We start from the raw sequence: 22,896 nt of genomic DNA, 5'->3' as shown, positions 1-22,896 counted from the left end.
GGCAGCCCCTTAAACCCACAGCTTCTTGATGTCACGCCCGCCGCAGGTCAGGTTGACCATGGCACGGGTCACCATGATGGCGGTGAACATCGAGGTGAAAATCCCGAGGGACATGGTGACCGCGAAGCCCTTGACCGGCCCTGTGCCCATGGCGAACAGGATGCCGCCGACCAGCAGGCTGGTCAGGTTGGCGTCGATGATCGCGGTGTAGGCGCGGTTGAAGCCTTCATGGATGGCGCGTTGCGCCGACATGCCCGCGTTCATCTCTTCGCGAATCCGCGAGAAGATCAGCACGTTGGCGTCGACCGCCATGCCCATGGTCAGCACGATACCGGCGATACCTGGCAGCGTCAGGGTCGCGCCGAGCAGCGACATCAGCGCCAGCAGCAGGACCATGTTGCCCGCCAGGGCGATGGTGGCGATCACGCCGAAGCCGCGGTAGATGGCGATGATGAACAGCGAGACGAACAGCATGCCCCACAGCGACGCATCGATGCCCTTGGTGATGTTGTCGGCACCCAGGCTCGGGCCGATGGTGCGCTCTTCGGCGAAGTACATCGGTGCGGCCAGGCCACCGGCACGCAGCAGCAGGGCCAGCTCGGACGATTCACCCTGGCCGTTGAGGCCGGTGATGCGGAACTGGCTACCCAGGGCGGACTGGATGGTCGCCAGGCTGATGATCTTCTTCTCTTCCTGGAAGGTCTGCACGGCGACGTCCTTCTCGACGCCGTCGACGACTTTCTTCTCGTAGCGGGTGATCGGCTTCTGCTCGATGAAGATCACCGCCATGCTGCGACCGACGTTGGTGCGCGTGGCACGGTTCATCAGTTCGCCGCCATGGCCGTCCAGACGGATGTTGACCTGTGGGCGACCATGTTCGTCGTAGCCCGCCTGGGCATCGGTCACCTGGTCACCGGTGATGATCAGGCCACGCTCGACGGCGGCGGAGCGACCGCCATCGCGGAACTCGAAGACCTCGGTGGTCGCACGCGAGGCACCGGGTTCGGCGCCGAAGCGGAACTCCAGGTTGGCGGTCTTGCCGAGGATACGCTTGGCTTCGGCCGTGTCCTGCACGCCCGGCAGCTCGACCACGATGCGGTTGGCGCCCTGGCGCTGCACCAGCGGCTCGGCCACGCCCAGCTCGTTGACACGGTTGCGCACGGTGGTGAGGTTCTGCTTGACCGCGTAGTCACGAATCTCGGTGACCTTGGCCTGGGTCAGGGCCAGGCGCAGGACCGCCAGGTCGTTGCGCTCGTTGGTGGTCAGGTCGAAATCGTTGAAATTCTTGCGCACCAGGCTGCGGGCCTGTTCGCGGGTCGCATCGTCGGCGAAGCCGAGCATGATCGCGCCGTCCTGCTGTGGCAGGCTGCGGTAGCGGATGCGTTCTTTGCGCAGCAAGGTCTTGACCTCGCCTTCGTACACTTTCATGCGCGCGCTCATGGCCTTGTCCATGTCCACTTCCAGCAGGAAGTGCACGCCACCGGACAGGTCCAGACCGAGCTTCATGGGGCTCGCGCCGAGGTTGCGCAACCATTGCGGGGTGGTCGGGGCCAGGTTCAGCGCCACCACGTAGTCATCGCCCAGTGCCTTGCGGACCACGTCCTTGGCCGGCAACTGGTCTTCCTGGTTCTCCAGGCGCAACAGCGCGCCCCTGCCCTGCTCGCCCAGGTTGGTGCCCTTGACGGCGATGCCGGCATCGGTCAATGCCTTGCTGGCGCGGTCGAGGTCGGCCTGGTTGACCTGCAGCGCCGTGCTGGCACCGCTGATCTGCACGGCCGGGTCGTCCGGGTAGAGGTTGGGAGCGGAATAAATGAAGCCGACCGCCAGTACCAGCACGATCAGTGCGTATTTCCACAGAGGGTATTTGTTGAGCATCACGCCGCCCGTTCAAGACGCGGGGCGCGTTGCGCGCCCCACTGGAAAATAAAACCGGTAACTCAGATAGCCTTGAGCGTACCTTTCGGCAGGGTCGCCGCCACGGCACCCTTCTGGAACTTCAGTTCGACGTTGTCGGACACTTCCAGCACCACGAAGTCGTCGGCGACCTTGACGATCTTGCCGGCGATACCACCGGTGGTCACCACTTCGTCGCCCTTCTGCAAGGCACCGAGCAGGTTCTTCTGCTCTTTGGCGCGCTTGGCCTGCGGACGCCAGATCATCAGGTAGAAGATGACCAGGAAGCCGACCAGGAAGATCCACTCGAAGCCGGTACCGGCAGGGCCTGCGGCAGCAGCAGGGGCAGCATCCGCATAGGCGGCTGGAATCAGAAAGCTCATTTGACACTCCGGTTGTTAACTCGTGATCGCGACGTCATCGTCTGCGATGTCACAGGAAGGACAGTCACGCCAAAGGCGGCACGGGAAGCCCGCGTTTGGCATAGAAGGCGTCGACGAAGGCGGCCAATTTACCCTGTTGAATAGCCTCGCGCAAACCAGCCATGAGGCGCTGGTAATGACGCAAGTTATGAATGGTATTCAACATGCTGCTCAGCATTTCACCGCACTTGTCCAAGTGATGCAGATAGGCGCGGGAGAAGTGCGTGCAGGTGTAGCAGTCGCAGGTCGGATCCAGCGGCGAATCATCGTGGCGATGGAACGCGTTGCGGATCTTGATCACCCCGGTGTCGATGAACAGATGACCGTTGCGCGCATTGCGCGTCGGCATCACGCAGTCGAACATGTCGACGCCGCGGCGCACACCCTCGACGAGATCTTCCGGTTTGCCTACCCCCATAAGGTAACGAGGTTTGTCAGCCGGCATCTGCCCCGGCAGGTAGTCCAGCACCTTGATCATCTCGTGTTTGGGCTCGCCCACCGACAGGCCGCCGATCGCCAGGCCGTCGAAGCCGATCTTGTCCAGGCCTTCCAGCGAGCGCATGCGCAAGTCTTCGTGCATGCCGCCCTGGACGATGCCGAACAGCGCGGCCGTGTTGTCGCCATGGGCGTTCTTCGAGCGTTGCGCCCAGCGCAGCGACAGCTCCATCGAGGTGCGCGCGACGTCCGGCTCGGCCGGGTACGGGGTGCATTCGTCGAAGATCATCACGATGTCCGAGTCCAGGTCGCGCTGGACCTGCATCGACTCTTCCGGGCCCATGAACACCTTGGAGCCGTCGACCGGCGAGGCGAAGGTGACCCCTTCCTCCTTGATCTTGCGCATGGCGCCCAGGCTGAACACCTGGAAGCCGCCGGAGTCGGTGAGGATCGGGCCTTTCCACTGCATGAAGTCGTGCAGCCCGCCGTGCTTCTTGATCACTTCGGTACCAGGGCGCAGCCACAGGTGGAAGGTGTTGCCCAGGATGATCTCCGCGCCGATGGCCTCGATGTCCCGCGGCAGCATGCCCTTGACCGTGCCATAGGTGCCCACCGGCATGAACGCCGGGGTCTCCACGGTGCCACGGGGGAAGGTCAGCCGACCGCGACGGGCCTTGCCGTCGGTGGCCAGCAGTTCGAAGGACATACGACAGGTGCGACTCATGCTTGATCCTCTGGGCCGCGTGGCGCGGGATTGCGGGTGATGAACATGGCATCACCGTAACTGAAGAAGCGGTACCGCTGCTCCACCGCCGCGGCATAGGCGGCCATGGTCTGCGGGTAACCGGCGAAGGCCGAGACCAGCATCAGCAGCGTGGACTCCGGCAGGTGGAAGTTGGTGACCAGGGCATCGACCACATGGAAGGGCCGGCCGGGGTACAGGAAGATGTCGGTGTCGCCGCTGAAGGCCTTGAGCTCGCCATCCCGCGCCGCGCTCTCCAGCGAACGCACGCTGGTGGTACCCACGGCGACCACACGACCGCCACGGGCACGGCAGGCCTGCACGGCGTCGACCACGTCCTGGCTGACCTCCAGCCACTCTTTGTGCATGTGGTGGTCTTCGATGCGATCGACCCGCACCGGCTGGAAGGTGCCGGCCCCGACGTGCAGGGTCACGAAGGCCTGCTCGACGCCCTTGGCGGCGATCTTAGCCAGCAAAGCTTCGTCGAAGTGCAGGCCTGCCGTCGGCGCGGCCACCGCACCGGCGCGCTCGGCGTACACGGTCTGGTAGCGCTCGCGGTCGGCGCCCTCGTCCGGGCGGTCGATGTAGGGCGGCAGCGGCATGTGCCCGACACGCTCGAGCAGCGGCAGCACCTCTTCGCTGAAGCGCAGCTCGAACAGCGTCTCGTGACGCGCGACCATCTCGGCCTCGCCGCCGCCCTCGATGAGCAGCACGGTACCGGCCTTGGGCGCCTTGCTGGCGCGCACGTGGGCCAGCACCCGGTGGCTATCGAGCACGCGCTCGACCAGCACCTCGAGCTTGCCGCCAGAGGCCTTCTGGCCGAACAGCCGCGCCGGGATCACCCGGGTGTTGTTGAACACCATCAGGTCACCGGGCTGCAGGTACTCCAGCAGGTCGGTGAACTGCCGGTGCGCCAGCGCCCCGCTCGGCCCGTCCAGGACCAGCAGGCGACTGCCATGGCGCTCGGCCAGCGGATGGCGGGCGATCAGGGAATCAGGGAGTTCGAAAGAAAAATCGGCGACGCGCATGATGATGTTCGGTTCGACAGGGCCGGGAAGTTTAGCCCAACGCGTGAAAATTCACCATGAAAGCCGATTGACCGCCCCCCGGAGCCTCTCTATACTGCGCCCCCACAAGCCCTGATGGCGGAATTGGTAGACGCGGCGGATTCAAAATCCGTTTTCGAAAGGAGTGGGAGTTCGAGTCTCCCTCGGGGCACCAAGATCCAGAAAAAACCGACCCTAGCGTCGGTTTTTTTGTGCCTGTCTCGAACCTGGTGCCAAGCCCTCTCAGGCTGCCGACGCGCCCAATCACGCGATGTGCTAACCCTCTATTCCCGGACACATCACCCGCGCAATCTCATCGAACGTCCGATCCTGGCTCGCCCGCTCGGCTGCGCTCAGGAACCCCTGCTGCTTGACGAACCCGGCGCTCTGCTGGCGAATCGCGTCCACCTGCTTCCACAACACGTCCGCCTGCTCGTGGGTCAGGCGTTGCGCCCTGCGCAGGTTGCCGATGTCGGCCTGCAGGATGTTGGCGCGCATCGCGATGTGGGCGTGGCGTGGGTCGGAAATCTCGCCGCCGGGTTGGCCGGCGATCTGCCGTTGCTGAGCCAGGTCGCAGCTGGGCAGGTCAGGCTGGGGGCCGGCGGCCAGTGCGCCTAGGCTGAGCGAGGTCAGGAGGACGGCTGTCACACACTTCATGAGGGCTCCAAGGATCGAGGGTCACACGAAAACAATGAGGGCATGCCTGCTATGAGTGGGCCGCTGTCACTTCGTTCCTGCCGTGAAAGGCGACGCTGTCGTCCCATGACCTGCCCTGTCGCGTCCGGGTCAGCGCAACCCATCGAGCGGCACGAAGATCCAGCCTTCGCGGGGGTCGATGCTCGCGTCAGGCTGCGCCAGCCGGTCGGGCGCATGCTGGAAGGCCCAGCCGATCAGGGCGCAGGTCAGGGCATCGTCGATGTCCGGGTGACGTGGCGTGGCTTCGATGGCCGACACCTGCGCGACCTCTGCCCGTAGCGTTTCGATGTAGGCCGAACGCTTGCAGGCCGACGGGTAGGCCTCGATCGCGGTGAGGCTCTGGAGGCCATCGCTCCAGACGCCGCAGCGTGCCGCCTGGGGTGCGTAGCGGGCCAGAAAGTGCAGGCCCTTGGTGGCCTGGCTGCCGATCATGTCCTTGAGCGGTGACAACGGTGACAGCCCGCGCTGGAACAGGAAGTGCTCGGTCTTGCGGTGCAGGTAGGGGTTGCTGGACGACGCGCCGAGGGTATCGACGGCACGCCCGTGGACGACGAGGTCGACGAAAGGCGTCGAGAAGCCCAGGGGTGTGTCGATGGCGAACAGCAGCCGGGGCCGTTCGCCGATCGCGGTCTCGACCTGGCACAGGTCGAGCACTGCGTCGACCAGCTCGACGGTGGTCGTGGCGTCGTTGAACACGGCCCTGAGGTTGCCGCGCCAGGGCGTGCCGAGCGGGCGGCGCCGATCATCGAGCAGCACCAGCGCATCCCGGCTGCTGGGGTTCTTGTCGCAATTCCAGCCACCTACGTCCCACCCCACGAACACCGTCGCGCTCATCTGGCTCCTCACGTGCTTGAACAGGCCTGCCCGTTCGACCGCACGCTGACTAGATCATCACGACCCGTTTGGGCTGCTCCCTGAGCGTGTGGAAAGGGCTGACCAGGCGGATCGGGGTGCCGTTGATCTGGGTCAGGCGACCGCTCCAGGCGTCTTCGTACAGCTGCTTGAGGTCCTGGCGGTCATCGTCCGTCAGCTGGCTGTCGGGGCCGTAGTTCATGATCGACACGGCGTTCTGCACGCCGTAGGGCGTCGAGGGAAAGCCCGCTTCACGCTGGGGGGCGAACCAGTGGCGCAGGCCGAACACATGGCCCAGCTCATGGGCGAGGGTCTCGATCTGTTCGGCTTCGTCCTGCTTGAACAAGGTCGGGTAGATGACCAGGTCATGCCGGCCGGGGTCTGGGAAGAACGCGCTGGCCAGCACGCAGCCCCCGGTCTCGTCGCAGCGCTCGACGGCCTGCACCACGACCTGGAAGTCCCAGGCATCGTCGTCGCGCGCAAAACTGACCGGAACCGCCTCGCCCCAGGCGCGCAGCGCCTTGCAGAACAGCGCTTCGATGGCGGCCTTGACCGCCTCGGGGTCCTCGAAGGGCAGCAACGACTGCTCGCGAAAGCGCCAGCGCAGGATCGAACCTTCGCTCCACAACGGGATGAAGCCCTGGGTGGCGTCGAGTTGAAGCTCGGCGATGTTGCGCACGCCGCCTCGGGATTCGGTGTCGCAGATGATCGAGCTGTGCGGCCCGTAGCGGTGCACGTTCGAGTGCGCCGGGTCGGGCGTGGTGTGGGACTTGAGGCGAAAGGGGTTTTCCGTCACTGGCTCGGCGGGCGGTTGCTTGGGGGTTCTGGGCGCCATGGTCGCTTACCTGCGTCGAAGGGGATGCTTGAAACCCTAGTCGAGCAGGCGGCAAGCGCAAGGCAGGCTGGGCAGAGGCCATCCGCCCTGCCCTGTATCAGCCCACTGGACGCGCGCGCTGCTCGACATAGGCGAAGAACGCCTGCAGGTCCGGCACCGACAGCAGGGGCGCGATCGACAGGATCTCTTCGTGGGGCCAGGTCCACCAGGCCAACGCCAGCAGGCGCTCACGGATGTCCTCGGGGAAGCGATAGCCGATGACCTTGGCCGGCACGCCGCCGACGATCGCATAGGGCGGGACGTCCCGGGTCACCACCGCGCCCGTGGCGACCACCGCACCGTCGCCGATGGTCACGCCGGACAGGATCGTCGCGGCGGTGCAGACCCAGACGTCATTGCCGATCACCACATCGCCCGTGGGCGGGGTCGGGTCGGGCATGTCCAGCGCCATGAAGGCATGAAACGGGTACGAAGTGACCGAGTCGATCCGGTGGTTGCCGCCCAGCAGGATGCGCGAGGTGCCCGCCAGCGAGGTGTAGGCACCGATCCTCAAGGTCTGCCCGGCGCGGTAGTCCTGCACCGTGGGCATGCCATAGGAGCCACGTCCCATGCTGTAGCGTGGATAGCGGGCAAGAAACTCGGCACGGCCTCGGTCGACCTTGGACAGCCCCTTGATGCCCTTTTTCAGGCGCTTGTGAAAGTGCTTCTTGGCGGCCGACGGCCCCAGGAGCCGGCGCGCCAGGCGGACCTGCCAGGCAGTGCGCGCAGCCGTCAGGACCTGCTCGACCGGATCTTCGACCGTCGCTTGGGTGGTGTTCTGGTTCATGTATCGATCTCTTCGACTCAGCGTTCCCTGCCCGGCGGCAGGGTGTCGATACTAAACGGCCTGGTCCGGCTTGTCCTGTCTCCGCACGCGGCGGCACGCGTCAGTCAGGGGCGCGCGCGCCCGTGGGTGCCTGCCGGTCAGCCTTCAGAAAGCGCTTCTGATCCCGCGCGTCCGGCACCTGGCAGCGCTCATAGCGGCCGAACCAGCGGTAGCGGTGCCGCGCCACAAGGTCATAGACCGCGTCGCGCACGGCCTTGGGCACGTACTGAAAGATTTTCAGCCAGTGCCAGCGGCTGGACAGCTGCGGGACCAGTTCGAAGAACGCATCGGAGCGCACCCAGACCTGATCGTCGCGAATCACCGCCACGGTATTGAAATGCTGCTGGGGCAGTCCTGCCCAGGCCAGCAATGCCTGGCCCTCGGGTGACTGCACGGTGGCCAGGCGCAGGCGGGCCTGGGGATCGTTGCGCAGCAAGAACCGCACGACACCGTTGCAGAGTTTGCAGACGCCGTCGTATAGCACGACGGTTTCAGCGGGTCGAAGCAGGGGTGCGGGGGTCGGTCGTCGTTCGGGCACGGGCATCGCGACGGTCTCCAGTGGCAGGGCGAGCTACACGCTACACGCTAGCAGCTTTTCGCCGACAGCTTGCAGCTTGCGACTCAGGCCACCCTCAACCCGCCGCCCGCTGTTGCTGCCCCAAGGCCGCCATCACGATCCGATTACGCCCGGCGTCCTTGGCCTGGTACAGGGCCATGTCCGCTGCATGCAGCCAGGCATCGGCGCTGCTCAGGCGGTGGTCGAACGGTGCGACACCGATGCTCAGGCTCAGGCGCAGGCCGGGCAACCGAGGGTCATGCCAGGCTTCGACGGCCTGGCGCAGGCGCTCGAGCACCTCGATGGCCTCGCGGGGCGTCACGTCGGGCAGCATCACGCAGAACTCGTCGCCGCCGTAGCGGGCGGCCGGGTCGCTCTTGCGCAGTTGGCCGGTAAGCGCCGTGCTGATGACCTTGAGCACCTCATCCCCCACCAGGTGCCCATAGCGGTCGTTGACCGTCTTGAAGTGGTCGATGTCGATCAGGGCCAGAGTGTTGACGTGCGCCACGTCGCGACAGCGTTGGAATTCCAGGCGCAGCAGCTCTTTCCAGGCGCCATGGTTGATCAGCCCGGTCAGGCTGTCGGTCTTGCTCAGGTGCGTCAGGGTGCGCTTGTGCGCGCTCAGCTGGGTGGTGATGCGGTAGCAGACCAGACCGACCACCATCGGGTAGATCAGCAGGATCGGCAGGCAGGCGAGCATCTGCTGCTGGGTGGTCTCGGGGAACAGGGGCGGTGCGTAGAGCCACAGGACCAGGACGATGCCCACGACCTGCGCCACCAGCACCTTGACCAGCATGTACACGCCACCGGCCGCGATCTTGTCCATGGCGATCATCGACAGGATGATCACGCTCGGCAGCGGATTGAGGCCCATCGCGCCGGCCCAGCAACCCCCGAGCAGGCCATCGCAGACCAGGCTGCGCTGCTCGGCACGAAACGGCTGGGCGGATCGACGCGCCAGCTGATAGGCCAGGTGCGGCCAGAGGAATCCATGGGCCAGCAGCAGCCCCCACAGCCACCAGGCCGGCTGTTGTGGCCCTAGGCCGATCATCACGCAGAAAAAGCCCAAGCCCGTGCCGAGGGCGCGGGGCACGTACATGCGCTTGGCAAAAGAGAGGCCTTTGCCCGTTCGTTCGCTCATCAAGGTTCACCGAGTTGTAAGCTGTCCATGGCTACTGCACCGGACAGTCGGCAAGCCAGGCTTGCGGTTCGGCGACGGCATCATTGTGCCACTATTGAAAAGCGAAGTTCAAACCTCTCGGACGAGGAACCCGAAACCCTGCGGCTCACGGCGGAGCCTGGCGCCAGCGGTCAGGCCCTTCAACGTGTCTAGCACGCGCCGCACGTCGGCGCGCCGCGAACCTTGTCCGATCGACAACGTCCGAAGCTGATCCGACGCTGCGCGAGACATTTCCTGTGAAAGACATGCTGATCCACAAGTACCGCCTGGTGGTGAAGACGATCGGCTACATCGGCTGGTCGCTGTTCTGGCTGCTGATCTGGGACATCCTGGTCACCATCGACTTCATGCTGTTCTTCGACAGCAAGTTCTCGCTGCCGCTGATCCCGCTGACCCTGCTCGGCTCCGCGCTGGTGGTGCTGGTCAGCTTTCGCAACAGCAGCGCCTACAACCGCTGGTGGGAAGCGCGCACGTTATGGGGCGCGATGGTGAACAGTTCGCGCAGCTTCGCGCGCCAGGTGTTGACGCTGATCGACAACGATACGGACAGCAGCAACCCGATCAAGGCAACCCTGCTGCGCCGGCACGTGGCCTACGTCAACTGCCTGGCCGCGCACCTGCGCCGCGAACCGTGCCCGGCGGAGCTGATCGCCTTCATCCCGCCGAGCGAGTTCGACCGGCGCAACCACTCGAACAACTTCGCCAACGACATTCTCAGCGGCTCGGCCACGTTGCTGGCCAAGGAGTACCAGGCCGGCCGGCTGGACAGCATTCGCCTGGCGCGTCTCGAGTCGACGCTGGTGGACCTGTCCAATGCCCAGGGCGGCATGGAGCGCATCGCCAACACGCCCCTGCCCTACCCCTACGTGTACTTTCCGCGGCTGTTCATCAGCCTGTTCTGCCTGATCGTGCCGGTCGGCCTGGTGGAGTCGCTGGGCTGGTTCACGCCGCTGGCCTCCACGGTGGTGGGCTTCATGCTGCTGGCCATCGAACGGATCGGTACCGACTTGCAGAGCCCGTTCCGCGCCAGCGAGCATCAGATTCCGATGGACACCATCTGCGAGACCATCGAGCGCAACCTGGAATCGATGCAGCGTGAAGCCCAGCACGTGGACATGACGGAACAGGCACCTGCCTTCACGCCCGAACGTACCGCTGACGCAACCAGCCACTGAAGGCATCGACCAGTACCACCAGCGCCAGCATGGCCAGGATCACCGTGCTGGCCTGGGCTTCCTGGAACAAGCTCAGGGTGGTGTAGAGCATCTGCCCCAGACCGCCCGCACCGACGAAGCCCAGCACGCTGGCCATGCGGATGTTGTTCTCCCAACGGTACAGGCTGTAGGCCAGCCATTGCGGCCAGAGGTTGGGCAAGGTGCCGAAGCAGAACGCCACGAGTTGCCCGCCGCCCTGCTGCCGAATGGCCTGGGCCGGTGCGATCGGCGCATTCTCCAGCGATTCGGCGAACAGTCGCCCGAGCACGCCCGCCGTGTGCAGCGCCAGGGCCAGGGTCCCGGCATTCGGGCCCAGCCCGGCTGCGAGCACGGTCAAGGCCGCCCAGACCAGTTCGGGAATGGCCCGCAGGGCATTGAGCAGCAGACGCGCGGCGGCTTGCAGAGGCCAGCCGAAACGCCCGGCCGCCGGCAGCGCCAACAGCACACCGATGACCACGGCCAGCAAGGTGCCGAGCCCCGACATGGCCAATGTCTCCAAGGCACCCTGAGCCACGCCGCGCAATGCATTGGCCGAGACGTCCGGATGGGCGAAGCGCCCGGCGTAGTCGGCCATCTGGCTCAGGCTGCCATCGCCGATCAAGGCGGGCAGGTCCAGGCCCAGGTAACCGAACGACGCCAGCATCGCGGCCAGGATCGCCACCAGCAGCAGCCCATTGATCGCCCGATTCATGCCAGCCTCCCACGCAGCAGCCGGCTCAGACCGTCGGCGAGCATCACCAGCACGAGAAACGCCAACAGCATGCTGGCCACCTGCGCGCCATCGAACATGCGCATCGACAGATCGATCTGCTGGCCCAGCCCACCGGCGCCGACGAAGCCCATCACCACCGAGGCGCGCACCGCACACTCCCAGCGATAGACGGTGTAGGACACCAGCTCGGCCATGGCGCTGGGCAGGATGCCGTAGCAGAACGCGACCAGGCGGCCGCTGCCTGCCTGCAGCAAGGCATGGGCGGGACGCTGATCGACCGACTCGAAGATCTCGGCGTAGACCTTGCCGAGCATGCCGCTGTAGGTGATGGCGATGGCCAGTACCCCGGCCGTCGGCCCGAGGCCCACCGCGCGCACGAACAAGAGCGCCCAGACGATCTCCGGCACGCTGCGCAGGAAGATCAGCACCCCGCGTACCGGCCAGCGTGCCAGCTGCGCCAACGGCCTGGGCCGACCACCCTGGGAGGCGGCGCTCAGCGACAGGGCACGGCTGGCCAGCAGGCTGGCAGGAATGGCCGGCAACAGCGCCAGGCACAGGCCTGCCGCGGCGACGGCCAGCGTCTGCAAGGTGGCGTCGAACAGCAGGGCCAGGAACTCCGCATCGTGGGCCGGCGGCCAGAAGGCACCGACGAATGCGGCCATCTGCTGGCGATTGTCGGCCTGCCACAGCACGGCCGGATTCAGTTCGCTCAGGTGCACGCCGGGCCACAGCACCAGCAGGGCCATGCCGATCAACAGCAGGCGCGGCAACGCAGCGGGATCACGCTGATCAACCTTCAGCATCGCGGCATCTGCACACCTGGGGTGGGCTCGACGCGCTGGGACGGCGACAGCTGTTCGTTGGCGTACAACGCCTCCAGCAACGCCTCGGTGACGCCTGCGGACGGGCAATCGAAGACCACGTGGCCGGCGCGGATGCCGACGATGCGCGGGAAATGCGCCATGGCCAAGTCGACCGCATGCAGGCTGGCGACCAAGGTCATGCCCTGGGCCTCGGCGTGCCGATTGAGCAGCCCCAGACTATGGGTGGCCAGCACCGGGTCCATGGCCGACACCGGCTCGTCGGCCAGCAGCAGCGCCGGCCGTTGATACAGGGCGCGGGCGATGCCCACGCGCTGCAACTGCCCGCCCGACAGCTGCCCGCACTGGACGAACAGCTTGTCGGCCAGGCCCAGTTCGGCGAGCGCCTGACGCGCGCCCGGCACGTCGGTGGGGTACAGCAGATTGAGCAGCCCACGCAGGCTGCTCCACTGCCCCAGGCGCCCGGCCAGGACGGCCGTGACCACCCGCTGGCGCGGTGGCAGCGGGGGCGCCTGATGCACCAGCCCGATGCGCGCGCGCAGCCGCTGCCGGGCACGACTGGACAGCGCCCATGGGTTTTCCCCCAGCACCTCGACCTGCCCCGCGCTCAACCGCAGGGCGCTGCCCATCGCGTGCAACAGGCTGGACTTGCCTGCACCGGACGGGCCGATGATGGCCACCCGCTCCCCGGCGTCGATGCGCAGCTCGACGTCGCGCAGGGCCTCGACCTGGCCATGGCGCAGGCCGGCCCCGCGCAGGTGGATGCTCACTTGAGCAGCTCGGCGGCACGCGCGGCCTGCTCGATGCCGTCGTAGTTCTCGGGGCGTGTCTCGATGAAGCGGCTGGCCGCCTGCAAGTCGAGAATCGCCTTCTGCTCCGGCTTGGCCGGGTCCAGGGCCAGGAAGGCCGCCTTGATCTTGTCCTTGAGCGCTGGGTCCAGGCTGCCACGCACGGTCCAGTTGTAGTCGAAGTAGGTCGGCGTGGTGGCGAACACCTTGACCTTGTCGGTATCGACCTTGCCCGAGGCGACCAGCTTGTCCCAGACGCTGGAGTTGAGCACGCCGGCATCGACCTTGCCGGCCTGTACCCAGGCGGCGGTGGCGTCGTGCGCGCCCGAGTAGGCGATGCGGCTGAAATAGCCTTCCGGCTTGATGTTGTCGTTCTTGAGCATGAAGTAGCGCGGCATCAGGCTGCCCGAGGTCGAGGAGATCGAGCCGAAGGCGAAGGTCTTGCCCTTGAGGTCGGCCAGGCTGTGGACGTCGGGGTTGGCGGTGATGAAGGTGCTGGTGAAGCGCGCATCCTGCTCACGCTGGACCAGCGGCGTTGCGGTCTTGTCCTTGAGGTGCACCTGGACGAAGGTGAAACCGCCCAGCCAGGCCATGTCCAGGCGGTCGGTGGCCAGCGCCTCGACCACGGCCGGGTAGTCGCTGACCGGCACGAACTGGACCTTCATGCCCAGTTGCTGCTCGAGGTAGTCGCCCAGCGGCTTGAACTTGCGCAACAGCTCGGTCGGCGCCTCGTCGGGGATGGCGCTGACGCGCAGGGTCTCGGCGGCCTGGGCGAGCACGGCGCTGCAGGCCAGCACGAGACCGGCGGCCAATGCAAAGGGACGTTTGAACATGGAAGCTCCGAATAAGAGGGGCGAAACAGAAAAGGCAGCATGGGCAAGGTCATGGCGAAGGACAGACCATCGTCATGACGCCGGGCAGACGGCGCACCAGGACAGGCTCGTGACGGAAGAAGCCCCGCACCGAACGCCCTACTGCCGATTGACACCCGTCGCCGCGTGTCGGCTGATTATAAGAGCCACGGGCGCAAAGGCCAGCTTTGCTACAATCGCGCATCAGAACTTCAGAGGTGCGTATGAGCGAGCCGATTCGCCTGACCCAGTACAGCCACGGTGCCGGCTGCGGTTGCAAGATCTCCCCCCAGGTGCTGGACGTGATCCTCGCCGAGAGCGGCACCCAGGCCCTGGACCCCAAGTTGTGGGTCGGCAACGCGTCGCGCGACGATGCCGCGGTGTATGCCCTGGACGAGGAGCGGGGCGTGGTCTCGACCACCGATTTCTTCATGCCGATCGTCGACGATCCTTATGACTTCGGCCGGATCGCCGCCACCAACGCCATCAGCGACATCTACGCCATGGGCGGCGACCCGCTGATGGCGATCGCCATCCTGGGATGGCCGGTCAACCTGCTGGCCCCCGAGATCGCTCGCGAGGTGATCCGGGGCGGCCGCGCCGTGTGCGCCGAAGCCGGCATTCCCCTGGCCGGCGGGCACTCGATCGACGCGCCCGAGCCGATCTTCGGCCTGGCGGTCACCGGTGTGGTCAGCAAGCGCCACCTCAAGCGCAACGACACCGCCCGTGCCGGTTGCCGTCTGTACCTGACCAAACCCCTGGGGATCGGCATCCTCACCACGGCCGAGAAGAAGGCCAAGCTGCGCCCCCAGGACCAGGGCCTTGCCCGTGACTGGATGTGCACCCTCAACACGCCGGGCAGCCGCTTCGGCAAGCTGGACGGCGTCCTGGCCATGACCGACGTGACCGGGTTCGGCCTGCTGGGCCACCTGGTGGAGCTGGCCGAAGGCAGCGGCCTGACCGCCCGCCTGCACTACGACCAGGTGCCGCGCCTGCCCAGCGTCGAGCATTACCTGGCCGAAGGCTGCATCCCCGGCGGCACCTTGCGCAACCATGCCAGCTACGGCCACAAGATCGGCGCCCTCAGCGACGACCAGAAACACCTGCTGTGCGACCCGCAGACCAGCGGCGGCCTGTTAGTGGCAGTCGCGCCCGACGGCGAGGCCGAGTTTCTCGCGGTGGCCACCGAACTGGGCCTGGACCTGGCGCCGATTGGCGAACTGGTCGAGCGACAGCGGCATGCGGTCGAGGTGCTCTGATGCGCGACGACTGCACGGACTTCCGCACGCTGTTCCTGCAAGGCGCGCCGATGATGGACATGCGCGCGCCCATCGAATTCGCCAAGGGGGCCTTCCCGGGCACGGTCAACCTGCCCTTGATGACCGACAGCGAACGCCAGCGCGTCGGCACCTGCTACAAGCAGCAAGGCCAGGCAGCGGCCATCACCCTGGGGCACCAGCTGGTCAGCGGCGAGGTCAAGCAGGCACGCCTGGACGCCTGGGCGCAGTTCGCCAAGGCCCACCCTGACGGCTACCTGTACTGCTTCCGGGGCGGCCTGCGCTCGCAGATCGCCCAACAGTGGCTCAAGCAGGACGCCGGCATCGACTACCCGCGCATCACTGGTGGCTACAAGGCGCTGCGCACGTTCCTGCTGGAGACCACTACCCAGGCGGTGGCGCAGTGCGACTTCGTGCTGATCGGCGGGTTGACCGGCACCGGCAAGACCGACGTGCTGACGCAGCTGGACAACGTGATCGACCTGGAAGGCCATGCCAACCACCGCGGTTCCAGCTTCGGCAAGCGCGCCACCGGGCAACCGGCGCAGATCGACTTCGAGAACGCCCTGGCGATCGACGTGCTCAAAAAGCGCGACTGCGGCATCGGCCAGTTCGTGCTCGAAGACGAAGGCCGCATCGTCGGCAGTTGCACCGTGCCGCTCGAGCTCTACCAGGGCATGCAGCACTACCCCCTGGTGTGGCTGGAAGACCGCTTCGACAACCGCGTCGAGCGCATCCTGCGCGACTACGTGATCGACCTGAGCGCCGAATTCGTCGCGCTCCATGGGCCAGAACAGGGCCTGCCGGCCTTCGCCGAGCGGCTGCAGCAGAGCATGGCGCGCATCTACAAACGGCTTGGCGGTGAGCGTTTCCAGCGCTTGTCCAGCCTGTTGCACCAGGCGCTGGACGAGCAGTTGCGCAGTGGCTCGGTCGAGGCGCATCGCGGCTGGATCGAAGGCCTGCTCAACGAGTACTACGACCCGATGTACGCCTATCAGCGCGAGGCCAAGGCCGAGCGTATCGAGTTCATCGGGGATGCGGTGCAGGTCAAGGCCTACCTGGAAGCGCGGGCCCTGCGCGATACGGTGGCCCCGTAAGCGGCGGTCTGTCGCGCACGCGGCTGCACTACGAGCCAGCCGGTCAGAGCACCGTCTGTACCGGCGGCATGAGCACCTGGTCGCTGTCGAAGCGCAGCGAGTCGAGCTGCGTCGCCCCGTAGACCAGCCCGCCGATCGCCACCAGCAGCACCAGGTCCGGCCAGGACCATCCGGGCACGTCCTGGCGGCTGCGCGCGGTACAGATCTGCCAGCCCTGCCCCAGGCAGAACACGACCATGGCACTCGACCACAGGTAGAAGCCCAGGCCCAGGTGGGTCACGTCATGGAAGGCGTAGCTCTGGTTGTCAGGCAAGCGCTCGAGGGTAATGCTGGTGGCCGCCAGGTACAGCGCCCACAGCCCCAGGCCCAGGGACAGACGCCGGTAACGGCGATGGGCCAGGATGGCCAGGGCGAACAGCGGGTTGGCGAACCATTGGGTCAGCCCGAAAGGCACACCCCAGGGTCCATAGATCAGCATCTGCAAGGCCGGCATGTGCGCACCGCCACGCATGTGCGCGCCGTCGAAGCACAGGCCGACACCCAGCAGGATCAAGGTCAGGGTCAGGTAACGCGCAGCCAAGGTAGCCCTCCAGGCGATGAGCGAAAGCGCCGACCTTACCTGACCTGTCATGCGGACGACAGCTGCCGTGCCTGGCGTCAGGCCACGGCGATGCCGTCATCCGGCCAGTGCGGTTCGTTGGCCCCAGGCGGCGTGAGCGCCGGCAAGCCATAGGCGGCCCGTGCCGCGTCGCAGCTCGGGTTGTGCTCACCGTGTTCCCACGAGGCTTCGAACTCGCGGCAGGTGCTCGAACGCTGGGCGTAGAGCGTGCAAGCCACCTGCTGCCCCACCTCCCCGCTCAAGGCGGTGCACCGGCAGGGCTTGCTGTCGGTACCGATCATCGCCACACGGCTCGGGCTGATCTGCACCACCGCCTCGTCAGGCACGAGCCCGCCGGCCGAGACACACTCGCCCCAGAAGAAGGACACACGGAAATACCCGCAGCAGGCGCCGCAGTTCAAGCAAGGATTGGTTTCGGACATGATGGGCAGGCTGAAAGAGGTTGGCGTTGGGCGGGTCTGCCCCGCCGCTCTTTGTAATCCAACCGCAGGCGCCTGAGAAGGGGGTGGAAGGGGAAAAGTTACGAGTGGTGAGCTGCAAGCTGCGAGCTACAAGCTGCAAGCACTGCATGGCTATGCTTGCAGCGTCTGGCTTGAGCATCTCCTTCGCTATCCCACAGCCCTAGAGATCCACTTGTAGCTCGCAGCTCTTAGCTCGTCGCTCCCCTCTACCGCGCCAGCAACCCATCGGCCCGGAACATCTGCCGAATCCCGCGGATGGCCTGGCGGATGCGATCAGGGTTCTCGATCAGGGCGAAGCGCACGTGGTCGTCGCCGTATTCGCCGAAGCCGATACCGGGCGACACGCAGACCTTGGCCTCGGCCAGAAGCTTCTTGGCGAACTCCAGCGAGCCGAGGTGGGCGTAGTGCTCGGGAATCTTGGCCCAGACGTACATCGAGGCCTTGGGGTTCTCGACCATCCAGCCCAGCTCGTGCAGGCCCTTGACCAGCAGGTTGCGGCGCTGGCGATACTGCTCGGCGATGTCGCGCACACACTGCTGGTCGCCTTCGAGGGCCGCGATGGCCGCGACCTGCAACGGCGTGAAGGTGCCGTAGTCGTGGTAGCTCTTGATGCGCGCCAGGGCGCTGACCAGCTCGGGGTTGCCGACCATGAAGCCGATCCGCCAGCCGGCCATGTTGTAGCTCTTGGACAAGGTGAAGAACTCCACCGCGATGTCCTTGGCGCCGGGCACCTGCATGATCGAGGGCGCCTTCCAGCCGTCGTAGACGATGTCGGCGTAGGCCAGGTCGTGGATCACCAGCACGTCGTAGCGCTTGGCCAGGGCCACCACACGCTCGAAGAAGTCCAGCTCGACGCATTGCGCGGTCGGGTTGGACGGAAAGCCGAGAATCATCATCTTTGGCTTGGGAATCGACTCGCGGATGGCCCGCTCGAGCTCGTTGAAGAAATCCACCCCAGGAATCAGCGGTACGGAGCGGACCTGCGCGCCAGCGATGACCGCGCCGTAGATGTGGATCGGGTAGCTGGGGTTGGGCACCAGCACCGTGTCACCCTGGTCGAGGGTGGCGAGCATCAGGTGCGCCAGGCCCTCCTTGGAGCCGATGGTGACGATGGCCTCGCTCTCGGGGTCGATGTCGACCTGGTAGCGGTCCTGATACCAGCGCGAGATGGCGCGGCGCAGGCGCGGGATACCGCGGGACGTGGAATAGCCGTGGGTGTCTTCACGCTGCACGACCTGCACGAGCTTTTCGACGATATGGGGCGGCGTGGCGCCGTCGGGGTTGCCCATGCTCAGGTCGATGATGTCTTCGCCACGGCGGCGAGCGGCCATCTTGAGGTCGGCGGTGATGTTGAAGACGTAAGGGGGGAGACGATCGATGCGCGCGAAGCGGCGCGGCGAACCTTGTTCGGCCATGATTTCCTCGACAGACGTAAGCGCCCGGAACCGTCCGAGCGACGTTGGTCACTGCGGTGACCTGATCGAAAGATAATGCCGAATGGAAGCCTCTGTAAAGGTGAAATCCATGTTTTCTGGATTATTTTCAGGGGTATGTTCAGATTTCCTCGGTGAATGCTGCCCTCTTCTGCGCATGAGACCCGCCCAAACAAAAACCCCGGCACGAAGGCCGGGGTCTTTGGTCAAGCCACCGCTGAATCAGCGAGCGTAGGTCATCAGCACGTCCGTCGCCGTCTGGCTGTCCACCGACATCATCACGCTCAAGGCGGTGACGGTGAGGATGGAGAAGCCAAACACCTTGCGTGCCCACTTGCTGTCGTCCTCGGCCTTGTAGCCGCCCCAGGCCATGTACAACCAGTACAGGCCCATGGCAGCCGCGACGGCCAGGTAGCCCAGGCCGGCATAGCCGCCCAGGGTCAACATCAAGGTAGCGAGCACGAAGGCCAGCACGTACAGCACAATCTGCTTCTTGGCCGCCAGGATACCGCGCGCCACCGGCAGGACCGGAATCTTCGCCGCGCGATAGTCGTTGAAGCGGAAGATGGCGATGGCGAAGCTGTGCGGCATCTGCCACAGGCTGAACATCACCAGCAGAGTGACGGCAGCCAGGTCGAAGCTGTTGCTCACGGCGCAGTAGCCGATCACCGGAGGCATGGCACCGGACAGGCTGCCGACCAGGGTGCCGTGCACCGAGCGACGCTTCAGCCAGAGGCTGTAGAAGCCGACGTAGATGACGAAGCCTGCCAGCGCGCAGTAAGCCGCCAACGGGTTGGCACGCACGTACAGCAGGCTGAAGCCGACGACGCCCAGCAGCGTGGCATAGGCCAGCGCCACCGGAAGGGACATGGCGCCCTGGACCATGGCGCGGTTCTTGGTTCGTTCCATCTTCTGGTCGATGTCACGGTCGATGCAGTTGTTGAACGCACAACCGGAGCCGACCACCAGGGACGTCCCCACCACCACCGCCAGGAACAGCGCGAAGTCCACATGACCCTGCGCGGCGAGGAAGAAGCCCCCCGCCACGGAAAGCACGTTACCGAAGATGATTCCCGGTTTGGTGATCTGGATAAAGTGCTTCAGGGACATGCTGTCTTACCTCACTTGGCCATCATTTCGACGTGGATGCTGAACATGATCCACAGCGACAGACCGACCAGCAGAGCGATCACCATCGTGGTGAACAGGAACGTCGTCAAGTTGTTGCGCTGCTCTTTCGAGCGGTCCATGTGCAGGAAGTAGAACAGGTGAACTACAACCTGGATGACGGCCAGCGCCACGATGACCAGTACGGTCAGGTTCTTCGGCAGGCTCGGGTACATCGCCAGGCCGAAGGGGATCGCGGTCAGGATCACCGACAGGACGAAGCCGATGACATACGACTTCACGCTACCGTGATTGCCTTCGTGATGAGTGTCGTGTGCATTGGCCATTACAGAACCCCCAGCAGGTAGACGACGGTGAAGACGCAGATCCAGACCACGTCCAGGAAGTGCCAGAACAGGCTCAGGCAGCTCATGCGGGTCTTGACGGTCGGATTGATGCCTTTGGTGCTGATCTGGTACATCAGGACCGCCATCCAGATCAGACCCGAGGTCACGTGCAGACCGTGGGTGCCGACCAGAGCGAAGAAGCCCGACAGGAAGCCGCTGCGGTTAGGACCGAAGCCTTCGTTGATCAGGTGATGGAACTCGTAGATCTCCATCCCGATGAAGCCGGCACCGAACAGGAAGGTGATGGCCAACCAGCCCAGCACACCGCTCTTGTTGCCCTTGAACATCTGCAGCATGGCGAAGCCGAAGGTGATACTGGACAGCAGCAGCAACCCGGTTTCGACGGCCACGAACGGCAGTTCGAAGATGTCGTGACCCGACGGGCCGCCGGCAAAACTGCCGGACAGCACCGCGTAGGTGGCGAAGAGCGACGCAAACAGGATGCAGTCGGTCATCAGGTAGAGCCAGAAACCGAAGACGGTCATCTGGCCCGAGTCGTGGTGGTGATCATCGTGACCATGGTCGTGACCATGGTCACCAGCATTGATTACATGACTGGACATTGATTAAACCCGTTCAAACGTTTCGACACGAGCGCCACCGGTAGGCACGCCGGCGAGCTGCAGGGCCCGTTGACGTTCACCTTCGATACGCGCCACTTCCTCGGCAGGCACCATGTAGCCCTGGTCGTCACGTGCAGCGTGGCGAACGAAGACTGCGATGGTCGCGACCAGGCTGACGCCGACCAGCCACCAGATGTGCCAGATGAACGCGAAGCCGAAGACTGCCAGCAGCAGGCCCATGAACACACCGGTCGAGGTGTTGTTCGGCATGTGGATCGCTTCGTACTTGGCCGGAACCTTGTACGCGACGCCCGCTTCCTTGGCTTCATGCCAGGCATCCAGACCGACTTTTTCCGGCATGGTGGCAAAGTTGTAGAACGGAGGTGGCGACGAAGTCGACCATTCCAGGGTACGGCCGCCCCATGGGTCGCCGGACACATCCAGGTTCTGGTTGCGGTCGCGGACCGACACGAACAGCTGGATCAGCTGGCAGGCGATACCGCAGGCGATCAGCACGGCACCGGCGACGGCGACGTACAGGTAGGGTTCCCACAGTGGGTTGTCGGTGTGGTTCAGGCGACGGGTCATGCCCATGAAGCCCAGCGCGTACAGCGGCATGAAGGCCACGTAGAAGCCGGAGATCCAGAACCAGAACGCTGCCTTGCCCCACTTCTCGTTCAGGGTGAAGCCGAACGCTTTCGGGAACCAGAACGCGAAGCCCGCGATGTAGCCGAACACGGCACCACCGATGATCACGTTGTGGAAGTGCGCGATCACGAACAGGCTGTTGTGCAGCACGAAGTCGGCACCCGGTACGGCCAGCAGAACGCCGGTCATGCCGCCGATCGAGAAGGTGACCATGAAGCCCAGGGTCCACAGCATCGGCGGGGTGAACCGCACGCGACCTTGGTACATCGTGAACAGCCAGTTGAACAACTTCACACCGGTCGGGATCGAGATGAGCATCGTCGCCAGACCGAAGAAGGTGTTGACGCTGGCGCCGGCACCCATGGTGAAGAAGTGGTGCAGCCAGACCGCGAAGCCCAGGATGGCGATCGCACCCGATGCGTAGATCATCGCGTGGTGGCCGAACAGGCGCTTGCTGGAGAAGGTCGAGGTGACTTCCGAGAACACGCCGAAGGCCGGCAGGATCAGGATGTAGACCTCAGGGTGACCCCATGCCCAGAACAGGTTGACGTACATCATCGGGTTCCCACCAAGCTCGTTGGTGAAGATGTGGAAGTCCAGATAACGGTCAACGGTCAGCAGGGCGAGCGCAGCGGTCAGGATCGGGAACGAAGCCACGATCAGGACGTTGGCCCAGGTGCAGGTCCAGGTGAAGATCGGCATGTCCATCAGCTTCATGCCAGGCGCGCGCATCTTGGCCACGGTGACCAGGAAGTTCACGCCGGTCAGCGTCGTGCCTAGGCCGGATAACTGGAGCGCCCAGATGTAGTAGTCGACACCGACCCCGGGACTGTACTCGATCCCGGACAGCGGCGGATACGCGACCCAACCGGTCTTGGCGAATTCACCGACCCCCAGGGAGACGTTGACCAGGATCACGCCGGCGACCAGCAGCCAGAAGCTCAGGGAGTTCAGGAACGGGAAGGCAACGTCGCGCGCACCGATCTGCAGAGGCAGGGCCAGGTTCATCAGGCCGGTGAAGAACGGCATCGCCATGAAGATGATCATGATCACACCGTGGGCGGTGAAGATCTGGTCATAGTGTTCAGGCGGCAGATAGCCTTCGGAGCCGCCGGTGGCGAGCGCCTGCTGGGAACGCATCATGATGGCGTCGGCGAAGCCGCGCAGCAGCATGACCATGGCGACGGCGATGTACATCACGCCGATCTTCTTGTGGTCGACCGAAGTCAGCCATTCGCTCCACAAGTAATTCCACTTGCGGAAGTAGGTGATGCCACCTACCACAGCGATACCACCGAGCGCGATGATGGCAAGCGTCACCATCACTATCGGCTCGTGGAAAGGTACCGCCTCCAGACTTAATTTACCGAACATCT

The 22,896-nt window shown here is 65.1% G+C and carries 24 protein-coding genes and 1 tRNA gene; 4 read left to right on the top strand and 21 right to left on the bottom strand.

The annotated features are described in order from the left end of the window. Positions 1–9 precede the first annotated feature (9 nt). The 4 genes from secD to APT63_03955 form a co-directional block, all read right to left on the bottom strand. Positions 10–1,875: a preprotein translocase subunit SecD gene (gene secD, locus APT63_03970; GenBank protein ID AMA44836.1), complete on the bottom strand. Its 1,866-nt coding sequence runs from the start codon at positions 1,873–1,875 to the stop codon at positions 10–12. Positions 1,876–1,937: 62 nt separating this feature from the next. Continuing rightward, a complete protein-coding gene (locus tag APT63_03965; protein AMA44835.1) occupies positions 1,938–2,276 on the bottom strand; it encodes a preprotein translocase subunit YajC in 339 nt (112 codons plus the stop codon). A 64-nt stretch (positions 2,277–2,340) separates the two neighbouring features. After that, on the bottom strand, positions 2,341–3,474 hold the full coding sequence (gene tgt, locus APT63_03960; protein AMA44834.1) for a tRNA guanosine(34) transglycosylase Tgt: 1,134 nt from the start codon (positions 3,472–3,474) through the stop codon (positions 2,341–2,343). Then, positions 3,471–4,520 (bottom strand): S-adenosylmethionine:tRNA ribosyltransferase-isomerase, encoded by a 1,050-nt coding sequence (locus tag APT63_03955; protein ID AMA44833.1) that lies wholly within the window; start codon positions 4,518–4,520, stop codon positions 3,471–3,473. The genes tgt and APT63_03955 overlap by 4 nt, the downstream gene beginning before the upstream one ends. 108 nt (positions 4,521–4,628) lie before the next feature. Between APT63_03955 and APT63_03950 the strand changes: the two genes are divergently transcribed. Next, positions 4,629–4,713: transfer RNA gene (locus APT63_03950), tRNA-Leu, on the top strand. Positions 4,714–4,814: 101 nt separating this feature from the next. On the opposite strand, the gene APT63_03945 is transcribed toward APT63_03950, so the two are convergent. The 6 genes from APT63_03945 to APT63_03920 form a co-directional block, all read right to left on the bottom strand. Continuing rightward, the gene (locus APT63_03945) at positions 4,815–5,195 is read right to left on the bottom strand and encodes a hypothetical protein (protein ID AMA44832.1); all 381 of its coding nucleotides are present in this window, start codon (positions 5,193–5,195) and stop codon (positions 4,815–4,817) included. A gap of 129 nt (positions 5,196–5,324) precedes the next feature. Then, on the bottom strand, positions 5,325–6,068 hold the full coding sequence (locus tag APT63_03940) for a hypothetical protein (GenBank protein ID AMA44831.1): 744 nt from the start codon (positions 6,066–6,068) through the stop codon (positions 5,325–5,327). A 49-nt stretch (positions 6,069–6,117) separates the two neighbouring features. After that, positions 6,118–6,822 (bottom strand): matrix metalloproteinase-11, encoded by a 705-nt coding sequence (locus tag APT63_03935; GenBank protein AMA47786.1) that lies wholly within the window; start codon positions 6,820–6,822, stop codon positions 6,118–6,120. Between the two features lie 196 nt (positions 6,823–7,018). Beyond that, on the bottom strand, positions 7,019–7,648 hold the full coding sequence (locus APT63_03930; protein ID AMA47785.1) for an acetyltransferase: 630 nt from the start codon (positions 7,646–7,648) through the stop codon (positions 7,019–7,021). Positions 7,649–7,847: 199 nt separating this feature from the next. Next, the gene (locus tag APT63_03925) at positions 7,848–8,330 is read right to left on the bottom strand and encodes a thiol-disulfide oxidoreductase (GenBank protein ID AMA44830.1); all 483 of its coding nucleotides are present in this window, start codon (positions 8,328–8,330) and stop codon (positions 7,848–7,850) included. 88 nt (positions 8,331–8,418) lie between these two features. Beyond that, positions 8,419–9,483 carry a diguanylate cyclase AdrA gene (locus APT63_03920; GenBank protein ID AMA44829.1) on the bottom strand — a complete coding sequence of 355 codons (1,065 nt, stop codon included), beginning with the start codon at positions 9,481–9,483 and terminating at the stop codon, positions 8,419–8,421. A 275-nt stretch (positions 9,484–9,758) separates the two neighbouring features. Between APT63_03920 and APT63_03915 the strand changes: the two genes are divergently transcribed. Continuing rightward, positions 9,759–10,697 (top strand): effector protein, encoded by a 939-nt coding sequence (locus tag APT63_03915; protein ID AMA44828.1) that lies wholly within the window; start codon positions 9,759–9,761, stop codon positions 10,695–10,697. Here APT63_03915 and APT63_03910 read toward each other — a convergent pair. The 4 genes from APT63_03910 to APT63_03895 are packed head-to-tail and all read right to left on the bottom strand — an operon-like array spanning position 10,660 to position 13,890. Beyond that, positions 10,660–11,427 carry a phosphonate ABC transporter permease gene (locus APT63_03910; protein AMA44827.1) on the bottom strand — a complete coding sequence of 256 codons (768 nt, stop codon included), beginning with the start codon at positions 11,425–11,427 and terminating at the stop codon, positions 10,660–10,662. The genes APT63_03915 and APT63_03910 overlap by 38 nt on opposite strands. Further along, positions 11,424–12,251: an ABC transporter permease gene (locus tag APT63_03905; GenBank protein AMA44826.1), complete on the bottom strand. Its 828-nt coding sequence runs from the start codon at positions 12,249–12,251 to the stop codon at positions 11,424–11,426. The genes APT63_03910 and APT63_03905 overlap by 4 nt, the downstream gene beginning before the upstream one ends. Then, positions 12,245–13,039 carry a phosphonate ABC transporter gene (locus APT63_03900; protein ID AMA44825.1) on the bottom strand — a complete coding sequence of 265 codons (795 nt, stop codon included), beginning with the start codon at positions 13,037–13,039 and terminating at the stop codon, positions 12,245–12,247. Before APT63_03900 ends, APT63_03905 begins: the two co-directional genes overlap by 7 nt. After that, positions 13,036–13,890 carry a phosphonate ABC transporter substrate-binding protein gene (locus APT63_03895; GenBank protein ID AMA44824.1) on the bottom strand — a complete coding sequence of 285 codons (855 nt, stop codon included), beginning with the start codon at positions 13,888–13,890 and terminating at the stop codon, positions 13,036–13,038. Before APT63_03895 ends, APT63_03900 begins: the two co-directional genes overlap by 4 nt. A 242-nt stretch (positions 13,891–14,132) precedes the next feature. Between APT63_03895 and APT63_03890 the strand changes: the two genes are divergently transcribed. After that, the gene (locus tag APT63_03890) at positions 14,133–15,167 is read left to right on the top strand and encodes a selenide, water dikinase (GenBank protein AMA44823.1); all 1,035 of its coding nucleotides are present in this window, start codon (positions 14,133–14,135) and stop codon (positions 15,165–15,167) included. Then, a complete protein-coding gene (locus APT63_03885) occupies positions 15,167–16,282 on the top strand; it encodes a tRNA 2-selenouridine(34) synthase MnmH (protein AMA44822.1) in 1,116 nt (371 codons plus the stop codon). The genes APT63_03890 and APT63_03885 overlap by 1 nt, the downstream gene beginning before the upstream one ends. A gap of 43 nt (positions 16,283–16,325) precedes the next feature. Here APT63_03885 and APT63_03880 read toward each other — a convergent pair whose 3' ends face one another. The 7 genes from APT63_03880 to APT63_03850 all read right to left on the bottom strand — a co-directional run bounded on the left by APT63_03880 (position 16,326) and on the right by APT63_03850 (position 22,894). Next, positions 16,326–16,862: a hypothetical protein gene (locus APT63_03880; protein ID AMA44821.1), complete on the bottom strand. Its 537-nt coding sequence runs from the start codon at positions 16,860–16,862 to the stop codon at positions 16,326–16,328. A gap of 77 nt (positions 16,863–16,939) precedes the next feature. Next, positions 16,940–17,323, bottom strand: a complete 384-nt coding sequence (locus APT63_03875; GenBank protein ID AMA44820.1) for a ferredoxin — start codon at positions 17,321–17,323, stop codon at positions 16,940–16,942. A gap of 245 nt (positions 17,324–17,568) precedes the next feature. Beyond that, positions 17,569–18,777 (bottom strand): glutamate-pyruvate aminotransferase, encoded by a 1,209-nt coding sequence (locus APT63_03870; protein AMA44819.1) that lies wholly within the window; start codon positions 18,775–18,777, stop codon positions 17,569–17,571. Positions 18,778–19,017: 240 nt separating this feature from the next. Then, positions 19,018–19,905 carry a protoheme IX farnesyltransferase gene (locus APT63_03865; protein AMA44818.1) on the bottom strand — a complete coding sequence of 296 codons (888 nt, stop codon included), beginning with the start codon at positions 19,903–19,905 and terminating at the stop codon, positions 19,018–19,020. Between the two features lie 11 nt (positions 19,906–19,916). Further along, on the bottom strand, positions 19,917–20,249 hold the full coding sequence (locus APT63_03860) for a cytochrome o ubiquinol oxidase subunit IV (GenBank protein ID AMA44817.1): 333 nt from the start codon (positions 20,247–20,249) through the stop codon (positions 19,917–19,919). Continuing rightward, a complete protein-coding gene (locus APT63_03855) occupies positions 20,249–20,872 on the bottom strand; it encodes a cytochrome o ubiquinol oxidase subunit III (protein AMA44816.1) in 624 nt (207 codons plus the stop codon). Before APT63_03855 ends, APT63_03860 begins: the two co-directional genes overlap by 1 nt. A gap of 3 nt (positions 20,873–20,875) precedes the next feature. Beyond that, complete coding sequence (locus APT63_03850; protein ID AMA44815.1) at positions 20,876–22,894, bottom strand: cytochrome ubiquinol oxidase subunit I; 2,019 nt, start codon at positions 22,892–22,894, stop codon at positions 20,876–20,878. Positions 22,895–22,896 lie beyond the last annotated feature (2 nt).

Source organism: Pseudomonas monteilii (assembly GCA_001534745.1).
Taxonomy (GTDB): domain Bacteria; phylum Pseudomonadota; class Gammaproteobacteria; order Pseudomonadales; family Pseudomonadaceae; genus Aquipseudomonas; species Aquipseudomonas alabamensis.
The sequence above is the reverse complement of the archived record's forward strand: the minus strand, read 5'-3'. Positions and strand labels throughout refer to the sequence as shown.

What these genes read in the sequence shown, in the direction of transcription:
- secD (AMA44836.1), bottom strand. Translation starts at nt 1,875, where the DNA reads ATGCTCAACAAATACCCTCTGTGGAAATACGCACTGATCGTGCTGGTA.
- APT63_03965 (AMA44835.1), bottom strand. Translation starts at nt 2,276, where the DNA reads ATGAGCTTTCTGATTCCAGCCGCCTATGCGGATGCTGCCCCTGCTGCT.
- tgt (AMA44834.1), bottom strand. Translation starts at nt 3,474, where the DNA reads ATGAGTCGCACCTGTCGTATGTCCTTCGAACTGCTGGCCACCGACGGC.
- APT63_03955 (AMA44833.1), bottom strand. Translation starts at nt 4,520, where the DNA reads ATGCGCGTCGCCGATTTTTCTTTCGAACTCCCTGATTCCCTGATCGCC.
- APT63_03945 (AMA44832.1), bottom strand. Translation starts at nt 5,195, where the DNA reads ATGAAGTGTGTGACAGCCGTCCTCCTGACCTCGCTCAGCCTAGGCGCA.
- APT63_03940 (AMA44831.1), bottom strand. Translation starts at nt 6,068, where the DNA reads ATGAGCGCGACGGTGTTCGTGGGGTGGGACGTAGGTGGCTGGAATTGC.
- APT63_03925 (AMA44830.1), bottom strand. Translation starts at nt 8,330, where the DNA reads ATGCCCGTGCCCGAACGACGACCGACCCCCGCACCCCTGCTTCGACCC.
- APT63_03920 (AMA44829.1), bottom strand. Translation starts at nt 9,483, where the DNA reads ATGAGCGAACGAACGGGCAAAGGCCTCTCTTTTGCCAAGCGCATGTAC.
- APT63_03910 (AMA44827.1), bottom strand. Translation starts at nt 11,427, where the DNA reads ATGAATCGGGCGATCAATGGGCTGCTGCTGGTGGCGATCCTGGCCGCG.
- APT63_03905 (AMA44826.1), bottom strand. Translation starts at nt 12,251, where the DNA reads ATGCTGAAGGTTGATCAGCGTGATCCCGCTGCGTTGCCGCGCCTGCTG.
- APT63_03895 (AMA44824.1), bottom strand. Translation starts at nt 13,890, where the DNA reads ATGTTCAAACGTCCCTTTGCATTGGCCGCCGGTCTCGTGCTGGCCTGC.
- APT63_03890 (AMA44823.1), top strand. Translation starts at nt 14,133, where the DNA reads ATGAGCGAGCCGATTCGCCTGACCCAGTACAGCCACGGTGCCGGCTGC.
- APT63_03885 (AMA44822.1), top strand. Translation starts at nt 15,167, where the DNA reads ATGCGCGACGACTGCACGGACTTCCGCACGCTGTTCCTGCAAGGCGCG.
- APT63_03875 (AMA44820.1), bottom strand. Translation starts at nt 17,323, where the DNA reads ATGTCCGAAACCAATCCTTGCTTGAACTGCGGCGCCTGCTGCGGGTAT.
- APT63_03870 (AMA44819.1), bottom strand. Translation starts at nt 18,777, where the DNA reads ATGGCCGAACAAGGTTCGCCGCGCCGCTTCGCGCGCATCGATCGTCTC.
- APT63_03865 (AMA44818.1), bottom strand. Translation starts at nt 19,905, where the DNA reads ATGTCCCTGAAGCACTTTATCCAGATCACCAAACCGGGAATCATCTTC.
- APT63_03860 (AMA44817.1), bottom strand. Translation starts at nt 20,249, where the DNA reads ATGGCCAATGCACACGACACTCATCACGAAGGCAATCACGGTAGCGTG.
- APT63_03855 (AMA44816.1), bottom strand. Translation starts at nt 20,872, where the DNA reads ATGTCCAGTCATGTAATCAATGCTGGTGACCATGGTCACGACCATGGT.
- APT63_03850 (AMA44815.1), bottom strand. Translation starts at nt 22,894, where the DNA reads ATGTTCGGTAAATTAAGTCTGGAGGCGGTACCTTTCCACGAGCCGATA.